Annotated in this window: 12 protein-coding genes; 7 read left to right on the top strand and 5 right to left on the bottom strand. The window is 70.1% G+C overall.

All coding sequences use genetic code 11. The annotated features are described in order from the left end of the window. Window positions 1-175 precede the first annotated feature (175 nt). Window positions 176-919 carry a transporter substrate-binding domain-containing protein gene (locus ACWIHY_RS29305; RefSeq protein ID WP_454378868.1) on the bottom strand — a complete coding sequence of 248 codons (744 nt, stop codon included), beginning with the start codon at window positions 917-919 and terminating at the stop codon, window positions 176-178. 194 nt (window positions 920-1,113) lie between these two features. Between ACWIHY_RS29305 and ACWIHY_RS29300 the strand changes: the two genes are divergently transcribed. From ACWIHY_RS29300 to ACWIHY_RS29290, 3 genes are all read left to right on the top strand, one after another. Continuing rightward, window positions 1,114-2,664 carry a DUF4331 domain-containing protein gene (locus tag ACWIHY_RS29300; RefSeq protein WP_454378866.1) on the top strand — a complete coding sequence of 517 codons (1,551 nt, stop codon included), beginning with the start codon at window positions 1,114-1,116 and terminating at the stop codon, window positions 2,662-2,664. Window positions 2,665-2,822: 158 nt separating this feature from the next. Next, entirely contained in the window at window positions 2,823-4,223 is a 1,401-nt protein-coding gene (locus ACWIHY_RS29295; RefSeq protein ID WP_454378865.1) for a tetratricopeptide repeat protein, read from the top strand. After that, window positions 4,220-5,878, top strand: a complete 1,659-nt coding sequence (locus ACWIHY_RS29290) for a HoxN/HupN/NixA family nickel/cobalt transporter (RefSeq protein WP_454378863.1) — start codon at window positions 4,220-4,222, stop codon at window positions 5,876-5,878. The genes ACWIHY_RS29295 and ACWIHY_RS29290 overlap by 4 nt, the downstream gene beginning before the upstream one ends. Before the next feature lie 178 nt (window positions 5,879-6,056). On the opposite strand, the gene ACWIHY_RS29285 is transcribed toward ACWIHY_RS29290, so the two are convergent. Then, the gene (locus ACWIHY_RS29285) at window positions 6,057-7,385 is read right to left on the bottom strand and encodes a S1 family peptidase (protein ID WP_454378862.1); all 1,329 of its coding nucleotides are present in this window, start codon (window positions 7,383-7,385) and stop codon (window positions 6,057-6,059) included. Window positions 7,386-7,684: 299 nt separating this feature from the next. Here ACWIHY_RS29285 and ACWIHY_RS29280 point away from each other — a divergent pair, with 299 nt between their 5' ends. After that, window positions 7,685-9,076, top strand: coding sequence for a pyridoxal phosphate-dependent aminotransferase (locus tag ACWIHY_RS29280; RefSeq protein ID WP_454378860.1), 1,392 nt, complete (start codon window positions 7,685-7,687; stop codon window positions 9,074-9,076). A 101-nt stretch (window positions 9,077-9,177) separates the two neighbouring features. On the opposite strand, the gene ACWIHY_RS29275 is transcribed toward ACWIHY_RS29280, so the two are convergent. The 3 genes from ACWIHY_RS29275 to ACWIHY_RS29265 form a co-directional block, all read right to left on the bottom strand. Further along, on the bottom strand, window positions 9,178-9,795 hold the full coding sequence (locus tag ACWIHY_RS29275) for a flavodoxin family protein (RefSeq protein WP_454378858.1): 618 nt from the start codon (window positions 9,793-9,795) through the stop codon (window positions 9,178-9,180). 152 nt (window positions 9,796-9,947) lie between these two features. Continuing rightward, window positions 9,948-10,787, bottom strand: a complete 840-nt coding sequence (locus ACWIHY_RS29270; RefSeq protein WP_454378856.1) for an alpha/beta fold hydrolase — start codon at window positions 10,785-10,787, stop codon at window positions 9,948-9,950. 145 nt (window positions 10,788-10,932) lie between these two features. Continuing rightward, the gene (locus ACWIHY_RS29265) at window positions 10,933-11,457 is read right to left on the bottom strand and encodes an ATP-binding protein (protein ID WP_454378855.1); all 525 of its coding nucleotides are present in this window, start codon (window positions 11,455-11,457) and stop codon (window positions 10,933-10,935) included. 166 nt (window positions 11,458-11,623) lie between these two features. Here ACWIHY_RS29265 and ACWIHY_RS29260 point away from each other — a divergent pair, with 166 nt between their 5' ends. The 3 genes from ACWIHY_RS29260 to ACWIHY_RS29250 form a co-directional block, all read left to right on the top strand. After that, window positions 11,624-11,857: a DUF397 domain-containing protein gene (locus ACWIHY_RS29260; RefSeq protein WP_454378853.1), complete on the top strand. Its 234-nt coding sequence runs from the start codon at window positions 11,624-11,626 to the stop codon at window positions 11,855-11,857. 87 nt (window positions 11,858-11,944) lie between these two features. Next, window positions 11,945-12,847, top strand: coding sequence for a helix-turn-helix domain-containing protein (locus ACWIHY_RS29255; RefSeq protein ID WP_454378851.1), 903 nt, complete (start codon window positions 11,945-11,947; stop codon window positions 12,845-12,847). A gap of 108 nt (window positions 12,848-12,955) precedes the next feature. After that, window positions 12,956-13,293, top strand: a 338-nt coding sequence (locus ACWIHY_RS29250; RefSeq protein WP_454378849.1) for an IS5 family transposase, incomplete at its 3' end; no start/stop codon positions are given.

Below are 13,293 nucleotides of genomic sequence, written 5' to 3'. Positions count from 1 at the left end.
AAGCGGGACCGGCCCGCCCGCAGTCTCCATGAGAAGCCGTCGCGCCTGAAGGGGCGAATCGGCGTAGGCCGACGGAGGGAAAACGGCACACCGCAGGTTTGCCGACGTACGGCCCCGGCCCGCGCCGAGTGCGGGCAGTGGCGGACCTCGCGGCGGCTGACCGGCCGCCGAAGACCTACGCGCCCCGCGGAGGCACGGGTCCGGGTGGGGCGACGAGGGTGTCGGACTGATTCGCGCGCCGAAGGGCGTCGGTAATGAACCCGTCGGCCTTGAGCTCCTCCACCAGATTCCGGAGGAATCGAACGGTCTCGGGCCGCCGGGTCGTGGTCGTGCCCACCGCCTGCTGGATCTGCATGAAGCGGCCGTCGATCAGTCGGACGTCGCCATGCGTCGCGACGAACTCGGTCATCGGCTGCCGGATGCCCGCCGCGACCTCCAGACCCTGCGCGCGGAACGCGTCGACTCCCTCCTCCCCGCGCACGATGCTCGCGTGCTCAAGCGTGCGGGAGAGGAAGAGGTCGTAGGCGGAGCCGCGCTTCACACCGATCCGCACGCCCGCGCGGTCGATGTCGGCGACCGTGGTGAACGGTGAGTCGTGGGGCACGGCGAAGACACCCTCGATCACGACGTACGGTGCGGTGAACGCGACCTCGGCCTCACGTACGGGATCGATGGCCAGGAAGCAGATGTCGGCCAGGCCCGTAGCCATCGCCTCGTACGACTTCCGCGCCGCGTCGAAGCAGACCAGCTCCACGGGCACGTCGAGCCGCGCACCGATCTCCCGTGCGATGTCCACCGTGATGCCGGCCGGCGCCGTCGGCGTGCCCTGCGCCAGGACCGGATTGCCCAGGTTGACCGAGGCCCGCAGCGCGCCGTTCGGTGCCAGGTCCTGGGCAATGGCAGCAGTCGTGAGGCTCATGAACGGAGTCTAGGACGTCTCGTGAGCGTGCGACGACGGAGGGCGGCGCGCACCTCCGGACGCCCCTTTCTGACGTGCCGTCGGGCAATCCGCCGATCTTTCAGCGATCGAGACCGAACAAGACGGGTGCGGCGCACGTACTGGACGTACAAGCAGGCCCGGACGGACGAGACGACGGATGAAGGACGGACGATATGACCGCAATCACCAGAAGTGCGTGGACCTGGCGGGGTCGCCGGAGTATCGCTCTGCTCGCCTGTGGTGCGCTGGCCGGTGGAGGAATCGCAGCTGCCGGACTGGCTGTGCTGGAGCCGCGGACGGCATCCGCGTCCAGCCACCGGGAGGCGCCGCTGATCTCGGGGCAGCCGCAGTTCGACAACACGGACGTGTACGCGTTCGTCAGCCCCGACCACCCCGACACGACGACTCTGGTGGCGAACTGGCTGCCGTTCCAGGAACCGGCGGGCGGCCCGAACTTCTACACCTTCGCCAACGACGCGCGCTACGACATCCACATCGACAGCGACGGTGACGCCCAGGACGACCTGCTGTACCGGTTCACGTTCAAGGACCACCGCAAGAACGAGAACACCTTCCTCTACAACACGGGCGCGGTGGAGAGCCTGGACGACCCGGACCTCAACTTCACCCAGACCTATGACATCGAGCTGCTGCGGCTCGAGCACGCGAAGGTCGTCTCACGCCACAAGGTCGCTAAGGGCCTCCCGGTCGCGCCGTCGAACGTCGGCAAGGCGTCGATGCCCGACTACCAGAAGCTCCGCGACCAGGCGGTGAAGAAGGTCCCCGGCGGCCTCAAGGCCTTCGCCGGCCAGGCCGACGACCCGTTCTTCCTCGATCTGCGCGTCTTCGACCTGCTGTACGGCGGTGATCTGTCGGAGGTCGGGAACGACACGCTGAAGGGCTACAACGTCAACACGATCGCCCTGCAGGTGCCGAACTCGTACATCCGTGAATCGGAGGAGCAGCCCGTCGTCGGCATCTACTCGACGACGGAGCGAAGGAACGCCTCCGGCGACTGGACGCGCGTGTCGCGGCTCGGCATGCCGCTGGTCAACGAGGTCGTCAACCCCGTGAAGGACAAGGACAAGTTCAATGCCTCATCGCCCGAGAACGACGGCGACTTCCTGAAGAACGTCACCGAGCCGGAACTGCCGAAGCTCATCGAGGGGATCTACAAGATCAAGGCCCCGGCGGAGCCGCGCGACGACCTCGTCTCGGTGTTCCTGACCGGTGTCAAGGATCTCAACCAGCCGCCGAATGGCACCCCGTCGGAGATGCTGCGCCTCAACACCTCCATCAAGCCGGTCGCGGAGCCCAAGCGGCTGGGCGTACTGGACGGCGACAACGCGGGCTTCCCGAACGGGCGACGGCTGACCGACGACGTCCTGGACATCGCGCTGCAAACCGTCGAGGGCGAACTCGTCGGATCGAAGAACGACCTGGGTGACGCGGTCGACGCCAACGACAAGAAGTTCGGCACCCGCTTCCCGTACGTCGCCCTGCCCACCTCCGGCTCCGACGGCAAGAAGGCGGCAGCGGCGGGCACCAAGGCGGACGCGACGGGCCTGACGGGCGGGATGTCCTCGATCACCGCGTCGTGGGACGACAACACGGTGATGCTCGTCTCGGCCGCGTCAGGAGCGGCCGGGGTCCTGCTCGTGGGTCTCGGCACGGCCTATGTGCGCTCGCGGCGGCAGCCCGCACGCCGGTCCTGGCTCGGCTGATCCCTTAGCCACGGAGCGCGTGCGCCCGGGGCCTCTCCCGGTCCGCAGGGCAGCGTGATCCTCCGGCCCACCGCGCGGCCTGGCCCGGGCCACCCCGCAGAGAAGACCCGACAGATCCGAGAAAGGCGAGACCGATGCTCGTAAGGAAGCCGCAGTTCGTGCCATCGCAGCGATGGCACGAACGATGGCTGGGGCGGTGGCGCGGGCCGCGGCGGTGGCGCGTCGCGGTGGTCGTGGCGATGGCGGCGGGACTCACCGCCGGTTCGGTGGCGATCGGGGCCGACGGCGAATCGGCACGGCCCGGACGCGACGCGCCCGCTCTCGTGGCGGACGCGGCCGTCGAGCGGCTGACGGCCGGAGACCTCGCGCAGGGCATCGACGCCCTGCACAAGCATCTGAGGACACAGCCCAAGGACGCCGCGGGCTGGGCGACGCTGGGGGCGGCGTACGTCGAGCAGGCCCGGACCAGTGGTGATCCGACCCGATATCCGCAGGCGGAGAAGGCGTTCGGACGCTCGTTGCAGCTGCGCCCGGCCGGCGAGAACGACGCGGCGCTCGCCGGCCGGGCGGCGCTCGCCGCCGCCCGGCACGACTTCGGCGCCGCGCTGAGACAGGCGGACCGGGCGCTGCGCGTGAACCCGTACAGCGAACGGGCGCTGTCCAGCCGGGTCGACGCCCTGACGGAACTCGGCCGCTACGACGAGGCGCTGCGAGCCGTCGAGCTCGCCGACCGGCGCCGGCCCGGCATTCCGGTCTTCACCCGGTACGCGTACGTACTGGAGCTGCGCGGCGACGCGAAGGGGGCACGCCAGGTGCTGCTGCGCGCGATGGAGTCCGCGTTCACCTCCGCCGATGTGGCGTACGTCGCCACATCGCTCGGCCAACTGGCCTGGTCCCAGGGCCAGTACGTCCGAGCCCGGGAGCACTACGCCACCGCGTTGCGTGCCGATCCCCAGTACGTGCCGGCGCTGGAGGGGCGAGGGCGTGCGTACGCCGCGCAGGGCGAGACGAAACGCGCCCTGCGCGATCTCGAAGACGTCGTACGGCGATACCCCCTGCCGGGGCAGCTGGCCGCACTCGGCGAACTGCAAGAGGCGGCCGGGCAGCGCAAGCAGGCCGAAGAGCAGTACCGGCTTGTCGGTGCGTGGACCCGGCTGGCCCGCGCCAACGGTGTCGCCACCGACCTGGAATCCGCTCTGGTCGAGGCGGACCACGGCGACGCCGCTCAGGCGTTGAAGTCGGCCCGCGCGGAATGGTCGCGCCGCGAGAGCGTCCACACGGCGGACGCGCTCGCCTGGGCGCTCCACGCGAACGGCAAGGACCGGGAGGCGCTGACATACGCGAAGAAGGCGACGGCCAGGAAGCCCGGATATCGGAACGCCTCGTTCCTTTTCCATCGGGGCATGATCGAACACGCCCTCGGCGACGACAAGGCCGCGCGCCGCTTTCTGCGCGCCGCGCTGGACCTGAATCCGGGCTTCTCGCCGACCGGGGCGCGCGAGGCTGAGTCCGCGCTGTCCGGGCCGGCTGGGCCGTCCGCGCCTCGGGGGGAATCATGAAGCGCCGCACGACCGCTTCCGCTCTCGCCGCACTGGTGGCCGGAGCGGCCCTGGCGCTGCTCCCCGCCCAGGCGGCGCACGCCCACCCGTTGGGGAACTTCACCGTCAATCAGTACGACGGTCTCGTCGTCGCTCCGGGGAAGCTGAACGTCGACCATGTCGAGGACCTGGCTGAGATTCCGGCGGCACAGGAGCAGAACCGTATCGACGCCGACGGAGACGACCGGCTGACGAGGGACGAGCTGTCGGCATGGTCCCGGACGCGGTGCGACGCCGCGGCCCGGGACGCGCGGCTCACCGTCGGGGGCGCGGGGGCACGGGGCGGTGCGTCGCCAGGCGGGGCCTCGCGGGGCGGGGCGGCGCCGGGTGAGAAGACCGCCTCGGTGTCGGTGGGCAGCGCGAAGGCGCAAGTACGCGCGGGCCAGGCGGGCTTGAAGACCCTGCGCGTCACCTGCGCGCTCACAGCGCGGCTGCCCCAGGGCGAGCGAACGCGGCTGGCGTACCGGCCGGCGACTGTCACTACTGGAGCGGGGTGGCGGGAGATCACCGCGCGAGGCGACCGGATGACGCTCTCGGGGGCGGACGTACCGGGGGACTCCGTCTCGCGGCGGCTGACTGTCTACCCGGAAGATCAGCTCTTCACGCCGCCCGAAGTCCGCTCCGCCGCCTTCACCGTCCGTCCCGGCGGGCCGGCTCTCGCGGGGAGCCAGGACGAGGAGAGCGGTAGCGGTTCCGCGGTGGCGGGCGTACTTCCGCGCGGGGCGGACCGCTGGGCGCAGGCGCTGACCGGGCTCGTGGCACGCCACGAACTGACCGTGGGCTTCGCCGCACTCGCGCTCGGCCTGTCCCTGCTGCTGGGCGCCATGCACGCGCTTGCCCCCGGGCACGGCAAGACCATGATGGCGGCCGCCGCCACGGCGGGCGGCAAATCCTCCCTGCGTGACGTGCTGGCCCTCGGTATCTCGGTGACCATGACCCATACCCTGGGCGTATTCGCACTCGGCGCCCTGATCACCGCGGGATCAGCGGCGGCGCCCACCGTCGTTTCCTGGCTGGGCATCGCGAGCGGCACGCTGGTCGCGGTCGCGGGCGCGCTGCTGCTCCGGCGGGCGTGGCGACAGCGCAATCACACGCACGGCCACAGCCGGCACAGCCATGGCAGCCATCACAGCCATGCCCCGTCGCACGGCCACGGCCACGGCCACGGCCACGACCATGACCATGACCATGACCATGACCATGACCATGACCATGACCATGACCATGACCATGACCATGACCACGGCCACTCCCACGGCCACTCCCACACCCTCCCCGCCCCGGGCCTGCGCGGCGTCATCCTCCTCGGCTTCGCCGGCGGGCTGGTCCCCAGCCCGTCCGCCGTCGTTGTCCTGGTCGGGGCGGCTGCGCTCGGACAGGCGTGGTTCGGGTTTCTGCTGGTCCTGGCGTACGGAGCAGGGCTGGCGCTCACGCTCGCGGGGGCAGGGTTCGTGGCAGTGCGGCTGAGGGAGAGTACGACGCGCAGGCTGACGCTGCGCATGCGAGGCTGCGCCTTTTCGCGCGCCCAGCGCGCGCTCCCGCTCGGCACGGCCGCCGTCGTCTTCGTGCTGGGGTGTGGACTGCTGCTCAGGGGCGCTGCGACAGCGCTCGCTTGAGGCCACCGCGGAGGACGGGCGTGGGTATGAGGTCAACACCCGCCCGTCCTCACCCCGGAACACAAGCCCCATACAACCCAACCCAAGCCAGGACAGTAGAAGACACGAGGCACGGCATCGCGGCCATCCGCCCGCAATGCCGTGCCGCTCCAGCTCCGTTGGTGCCCCGCCCAGGACATCACCCCCAGACTTGGGAGTACTGCCTGCGGTAACTCCTGCGGTCATGCGCCGACCGAATCCATCGGGTCGCTGTCAGGCCGACGAGACTGACTCCGGCAACCACCAGCCCGGGTGCGAGCGTCCGCAGAGTAACCGTTTCAGCAGGCAGCGCCCCGCCCCCTGTCGCTCCCGGTACGGCGTTTCCGGCGACAGCCGGGGGAGAGGCCGCGACACCACCGCGGTCTTCGGCAGCCGTGGCGGCGCCCGGCACCCTCACTCCGAGGGCTGCCATCGCCGTGGTCGCCGGCTGGAAGTAGGTCAGACCACCCGTGGTGCAGTCGCCGTTGCCGCCGGAGGTCACCCCGAGCGCCAACCCCTCTGCGAACAGCGGGCCGCCGCTGTCGCCCGGCTCGGCGCAGACCGTCGTCTCGATCAGACCCGTCACCGTGCCTTCGGGAAAGTTCACCGTCGCGTTCAACGCGGTCACCCGGCCCGAACGCACACCCGTAGTACTGCCACTGCGGAAGACCTGCTGGCCGACGAACGGATCGGCGGCCGCAGTAATCCGTACCTCCCGGCCGTTGCCGACTCCCACCACGCTCCTGCCACTGGAGGCGTCGCCGTTCTCGTACTCCACGAGGGAGAAGTCGCTGCCGGGAAAGCTGCTCGCTGTGGTGGTACCGACCCGTTCGGCAGCCCGCGTGTCCTGGAACCAGACGGTGCCCACGGAGCCGCAGTGCCCCGCCGTCAGGACGAAGTTGCTCCGGCCGTCGGTGACGTTGAATCCGGCTGAGCAGCGCCCGCTGCCGGCGAAGACCGCGTCGCCGCCACTGACCCTGGTGGTGAAGGACCCCTTGGTCCGCTGCATCTGTACGAAGCCGCCGATGCTGTCGGCGAGACCGGACAGGCGTGACCAGTCCCCGGCCGAGACGGTGCTGTCGGCATGCACTACGACCTCGTTGGTCCCGTAGTCCACCACCCATGCGGTACCGGGCACCCGAGGAGCGTCCCGCAGCGCGTCCGTGGCCGAGCGGAGCTGACGCATGCTGTGGCGGACCACTTTGGCGCGCGCGCCCGCCCGCCCGACCTCGGCCGCCGCGTCCGCATCCGTCACCGCGACGACCGGGCGACCGTCGGAGCCGATCCAGGTACCGGCGGTACGGGACGTGCCGAGCCGTGAGACGAGACTCGCGCCCAGCTCTCCGGGCTGAACGGCGCCGTTCTCGTCGCCTCCTGGAACGGATGGCTCGCTCGCCATCGCGGTCGTCATCATCAGACCGCCGCAGAGTACTCCGCCGACGGCTGCCAGCTGCGCCAGCCTCTGCACACTGCGTCGTGCGTGCCTCATCCGTCACCCTCAAAGCCGTTCCGGTACGACGTCCACCAACGTCGGGAGCCGCAGGTCGCGGTCTTCTCTGAATACGAGTCGCCATGCGGCCGTGTTCACTCGTACCGGGCCGCTCGGTCAGGCCGGTCAGGACGGGAGGCCGGTCAGGACGGTAAGGCCGGTCAGGACGGCCAGGCCGCCCGGAGCGCACCGGCGGTGGCAAGCCCCGGGCGCTTCACTGAACGCCACCTCCCCGCCGCCCGTATACCGGGGCGGCCCCATCGTCCAGGTACGGGCCTTCGCAGGCAGGGAGGCAGTTCATGGCCGGAAGCAATGTCACCGCGCTCTTCCGCGCGTCCAGCGCGCACAGCCCCTCGTACTTCACCCTGGACCGGGCAGGGGCCGGCGGCGCGGCCGGTGAGATCACCGACTTCTGCATCCCCTGCAACCCGTACTTCCCCACGCCCGAGATGTTCGACGAACTCGGCAGGCGACTACGCGAGATCCTGACGTACTACCCGAGCAGTGCGGACACCATCACCGCCGAGTTGTGCCAGGTGCTCGGACTCAACCCGCAGACCGTCGCGATGGGGAACGGCTCCACCGAACTCATCACCTGGATCGACCACTTGCTCGTTCACGAGTCGCTGGCCGTGCCCGTACCCACCTTCGGGCGGTGGACCGACCAGCCGATGGAGACCGGCAAGCGCGTCGACATGCTGTTGCTGCCGGAGGCCCATGGCTTCGGCCTGGATCCGGATGCGTTCGTACGGTTCATCCGCTCGCGTGGCTCCCGCGCTGCGGTCATCTGCAACCCGAACAACCCCGACGGCGGGTTCCTGCCCAAGCAGCAGGTCCTCGCGCTCATCGACGCTCTCCAGGACCTGGACCTGGTGGTCGTCGACGAATCCTTCCTGGAGTTCGCCGACGCCGAACCCGACCCGAGCGTCGCCGCCGAGGCCGTGCTGCGTACGAATGTGATCGTGCTCCGCAGCCTCGGCAAGAACTTCGGCCTGCACGGCGTGCGCTTCGGCTACCTGGTGGCGAACCCCGGGCTGGCCGGAAAGGTGCGCGCCGCACTGCCGAAGTGGAATCTCAACTCCTTCGCGGAGACCGTGGTGTTCATGCTCAAGGGGCACCGTCAGGAGTACACCCAGAGCATCGAGCGATCCCGCCGCGACCGGGAGGAGATGAGCTGGCGCCTGTCCCAACTGCCCGGCCTGACCGTCTACCCCTCACAGGGCAACTTCATCTACGTACGACTGCCGCAGGGCGCGGACGGAACGGTCCTGCGCGACCGGCTGCTCACTGAGCACGGTGTGCTGGTGCGCGACTGCGCCAACAAGGTCGGCAGTTCCAGCCGCTTCCTACGGCTTGTCGTGCGCCCCCAGCAGGATGTGACCCGGCTGATCTCGGCGCTGGAGGAGGCGCTGTACGAGCACCTCCAGCAGGCACCCGAGGCGGCGTGGATGCCGGAGCAATGGCGGTCCGCCCCGGTACCCCCCTCAGCGGGGCGCCCGCTTCCCCCGCAACCACACCCGCACACCCCCGCGGCGATGCTCACCCGGGAGCGGCAGCAGGTGGTTCCCGCCCACGGCCTCGGCCCGGCGCAGGCACCGAGCCGGCTGCCGAACGCGGCGCTGCCCGGGGCGATGGCGCAGGGGTACACCTCGGGAACAGCGGCGGTGGACCGCCTGGTCGGCCGGGCGTGACGCGGTCGTGGGCCGGGGCCGCCGCAGGGGCCGGGCGTGGAACCTGAGCAGAGCACCTCCACATCCACGCCCGCCGCCCTCCTGAACCCGGTGAGCCGCGCCTACCGCGTTCCGGCCGCCTCCTCGTAGGGGAACCGGGCGAGCGGGGCCTCACGCTGGAAGAACGTCTTGGCGCGTATCACCGCACGCTCGTCGTTCCGCACCTGACCGGGCCGGGACCCGTTGCCGAACAACACACCGCCGAATCGCATCCGCAGGTACGCCGCCGAGTGGTTGAGGCTGGTCACCAGCCCGTCGGCGACGACCTCCTCGTGGTCCGACATGACCGTCACCCCCCACAGGGTCCGGCCCGCCATCTGCTGCTTGAAGTCCGAACCGGGCACGGTCAGCCAGCCCGACCAGTAGTCGAGGTAGCGCTTGGCCTGCGCGGAGAGCGTGTACCAGTACAGGGGCGAAACGATGACGATGTCGGTGGCTTCCACAGTGGCCTGCCGCAGCATCTCCTCGGTCTCCCCGGCCGACCATCCGTCGGACTCGTGCCGGCCGTCCCGGAAGTCCGCCAGTGGCAGCCGCGCCAGATCCACCCACCGCTGCGGGACATCGGCGGGCAACTGTTCGGCGGCGGCCCGGGCGAGGATCTCGGAGTTCCCGTCATGGCGGGAGCTGCCGAGGACGAAGAGGAACGAACGGTCCGGGTCACGGGTCGTGTCGGTGGTCATGTCTGCTCCGCTCTCGGGGCCCCCGGGCGCGGGCGCCGAACGGTCGCGACGCAGACCGCCGTCCCGGGGGAATCGGTAGGTTCCTCGCTTCCAACCCCCTTACCCGCCCGGGATATTCCACCAGGTGAGCAACGCTGAAGCAGTCGTGAGGGTCAGCCCAGGAAGGCCGCCGTGGCCGCCACGAACGCTCCGGGATCGTCCAGCCATGGGAAGTGTCCGGCTCCGGTCTGGATGACGAGTTCCGCGTTCGGGAACAGCCCCGCGAACTCGGCCATCGGAGGAGGAGGGGCCTGCAGATCGACCTCGCCGGCGAGGAGGAGAACCGGCGCCCCGAATCGTCCGAGCGCTGTGCGGGTGGCGTCCGGGGCGAAAGCGCCTTCCGAGCCGAAGGCAGTCGCGGCCTCCTTGTTCCGCTGGCCCTCCTCAGCAGCGTGATGGGCTCGTGCGGTCTCGTCCCAGCGGCCGTAGAAGAACGGCGCGACGGCCTGCCAGCAATTGTCCGTCGCATGGCCGGCAACGATCGCTTCCAACGCCGCGAACGCCGCGGCGAACCACGGCTGGTCCTTGCGCAACTGCGCGGTCTCGCGCCGCACACCTCCGGTGATCGCGAGCCCGACGGCCATGGTGCTCGGTGTGATCAGCGCGAGCCTGCTGACGCGTTCCGGGTGGCGACCGACGTACAGCGCCGCCAGATTCGCGCCGGCGGAATGCGCAAGCAGGTCCATCCGTTCCAGGCCAAGGTGCTCGCGCAAGGCCTCCACGTCATCGACGAGCCGGTCGCAGCGGTACGAGGCGGCGTCCTCCGGCGCCGGGGACCGGCCGGTGCCCCGCAGATCCGGCATCACCAACTGCCGGCGCGCGGAAAGGCCACCGAGGTCGCCGAGGTACGCGGAGGCCTGCATCGGCCCCCCGGGCAGGCAGACCACAGGAGGCCCGTCCCCGAACACGTGATACGCGAGCTCGGTTCCGTCATGCGCGCAGAAGGTAGGCATGGCCGAGACCTTGTCAGCGTCGTTCAGCCAGGGCAACTGCGATCCCCGGCATGTGCGACAAGCCGGGGAGGGGCGCGAAAAGGTGAGCCGACGGGCGACGGTCGGCGGGCCACGAGCAGGGTTGCGGCAGTCGCAGCGGCGTGCGTCAGGGAGCCGGGAGGCGCAGCGCCGCCCACACGGTCTTGCCGCGTGGCGCTGTCAGTTCCCATGACCAGCTGTCGCTCAGGGAGTTGATCAGGTGGAGTCCTCTGCCGCCGACCGCGCAGGCGTCCGCGAGGCGCTGGCGGGGCGCGTCCGGACTGGGGTCGGAGACCGCGCACATCAGCTGTGCGGAGTACCGGAACAGGCCCAGCCACAGGGGGTACTCCCCGACGTGCGGCCGCATGGGTTCCACGGCGTGCCGGACGGCATTGGTGACCAGCTCGCTGACGACGACCTTCGTGTCCGCCGCCACGGTCGACAGGGCCCACTGGTCGAGGGTCCGGCCCACGAACCGGCGCGCCTGGCCGGCGTTCTCGGGGCGGCCGTCGAGGCCGCAGGCGGCGAACCCGCCCGGAAGCACCATGGGTTCGGGGTCGCTTCCACCGGACGGTGGCAGTGAGGAGTGGTGGGCGGTCACCAATCGGCCCGGGCTTGTCGGCCCGGCCTGCGGGCTCGCCAAGTGCGTCATGTGAATCACCACGGATCACGTCCCTCTGCAGGCTTCGGGGCTCGATGCTGCGTCAGCCGGTGCCGGACGAGTATCGTCGACCTCGACCACGGAGTGCAATTGCATCCGAGATTGCACTGTCCGAATCTATGGGCTTGAATGTCTGATTCAGAAGGGGGCGGTGGGCGTGGAGTTGTTCAACGGTGTCGGTTCGAGCGTGCTGGGGTCCGCAAGGTGGATCAAGAGCGGCCACAGCAACGCCACGGGCAACTGTGTTGAGCTGGCAGCACTGCCGGACGGTCAGGTGGCCGTCCGCAACAGCCGCGATCCACAGGGGCCCGCTCTGATCTATACGCGCGAGGAGATCGCGGCGTTCGTGGCCGGAGCCCGGGACGGCGACTTCGACTCCCTCATCGGCTGAAAGCCGTCGCCTCACCACAGGACCCCTGGCTCATGCGCGCGGCGGGTCGATATGGTCGTTCCTCTTCATCGTCCGCAGGAGCGCGTGATGGCCGCAGCAGAACCAAGCCCGTCCCTCTTCGTCCGCCCGCTGGGGGCGGTTGAGCACAACCCGACCGCACTGAAGGTCATTCTGGGCGGGAAGCTGCGCGAGTTGCGGGTGGCGGCAGGGCTCGACCCCGCGCACGTCGACTCCAAGCTCGGTTTCTCCCGCTCGAAAACCAGCCGCATCGAGCTGGGGCGCCACGGCTGCAAGCCCGCCGACGCCCGGGCGCTGCTCGGCCTGTACGGCGTGGGCGACGACGTACAGGTCTCGGAGTTCTGCCGCCTGCTCGAGCAGTCCCGGCGACCGGACTGGTGGCGGTCCTACAGCGACGTCCTGTCCGACTTCTTCGCCCCGCTCGTTGCGCTGGAGGGCGCCGCCTCGACCATCAGGACGTACGAACCCTTCTACGTGCCGGGCCTGTTGCAGACGCCCGCGTACACCCGCGCGGTGGTGCGGTCCGGCCCGGGGCCCCTGCTCGCGCACGACGTTCAGCGCCGGGTAGACCTGCGCCAGGAAAGGCAGCGGCAGCTCGACCAGGGCGACGGGCCGCGCCTGTGGGCGTTGATCGACGAGTCCGTACTGATGCGCACGGTGGGCGGATCGCATGTGATGCGCGCGCAGCTGGAGCACCTCGTGGGCATGATGCAGCGCGCCCGCGTGACCCTGCAGGTCGCCCCGCTCGACGTGACCGCTGCGGTCGGAGTCGGAACGGGCCTCACCTATCTGCGGTTCGCACCGGACGATCTGAAGGACGCCGTGTACATCGAGCACCTGACGGACAGTACGTTCACGCAGAAGCCGCGGGTCGTCGAGCAGTACCGCGACATGCTGGACCGCCTCGGCGCGTGCGCGCTGACCCCGAAGGACTCGCTGGAAATGGTCCGGGAGCGGCTCGCCGGCCTCTGAACGCGCCGATGACGCACTCAGGACGGACGTGACCGGGGCCCGCCACAGACACAACGGATCCCGGCCTGTCCGACTCCGGCCCTAGGGTCCGTCTTCAAAGATCGTCGGGTGGTGGATCATGGTGGGGTGATACGCCGCCATGAACTCAACGATCAGGAGTGGGAGTTACTCGCTCCGCTGATACCGCGGGCTGCGACAGGTCGGCCTCGTGTGGAGGACCGGCAGGTCATCAACGGGATGGTCTACAAGATCCGGACCGGGATCTCCTGGCGTGACCTGCCGGAACGCTACGGACCGTGGAAGACGGTCTACACCCGCTTCCGGCGCTACGCGCTGGGCGGCGTGTTCAACCGGGCCCTGCAGCGGGTCCAGGCCCAGGCCGACGCAGCCGGCGACATCGACTGGCTGGTTCAGATCGACTCCACCATCGTCCGTGCCCACCAGCA

It is taken from the genome of Streptomyces sp. NPDC055287, assembly GCF_053646035.1.
The sequence above is the reverse complement of the archived record's forward strand: the minus strand, read 5'-3'. Positions and strand labels throughout refer to the sequence as shown.

Bases quoted from the DNA above. Each gene is read 5' to 3' on its own strand.
- ACWIHY_RS29305 (WP_454378868.1), bottom strand. From the start codon at position 919: ATGAGCCTCACGACTGCTGCCATTGCCCAGGACCTGGCACCGAACGGC.
- ACWIHY_RS29300 (WP_454378866.1), top strand. From the start codon at position 1,114: ATGACCGCAATCACCAGAAGTGCGTGGACCTGGCGGGGTCGCCGGAGT.
- ACWIHY_RS29290 (WP_454378863.1), top strand. From the start codon at position 4,220: ATGAAGCGCCGCACGACCGCTTCCGCTCTCGCCGCACTGGTGGCCGGA.
- ACWIHY_RS29285 (WP_454378862.1), bottom strand. From the start codon at position 7,385: ATGAGGCACGCACGACGCAGTGTGCAGAGGCTGGCGCAGCTGGCAGCC.
- ACWIHY_RS29280 (WP_454378860.1), top strand. From the start codon at position 7,685: ATGGCCGGAAGCAATGTCACCGCGCTCTTCCGCGCGTCCAGCGCGCAC.
- ACWIHY_RS29275 (WP_454378858.1), bottom strand. From the start codon at position 9,795: ATGACCACCGACACGACCCGTGACCCGGACCGTTCGTTCCTCTTCGTC.
- ACWIHY_RS29270 (WP_454378856.1), bottom strand. From the start codon at position 10,787: ATGCCTACCTTCTGCGCGCATGACGGAACCGAGCTCGCGTATCACGTG.
- ACWIHY_RS29265 (WP_454378855.1), bottom strand. From the start codon at position 11,457: ATGACGCACTTGGCGAGCCCGCAGGCCGGGCCGACAAGCCCGGGCCGA.
- ACWIHY_RS29255 (WP_454378851.1), top strand. From the start codon at position 11,945: ATGGCCGCAGCAGAACCAAGCCCGTCCCTCTTCGTCCGCCCGCTGGGG.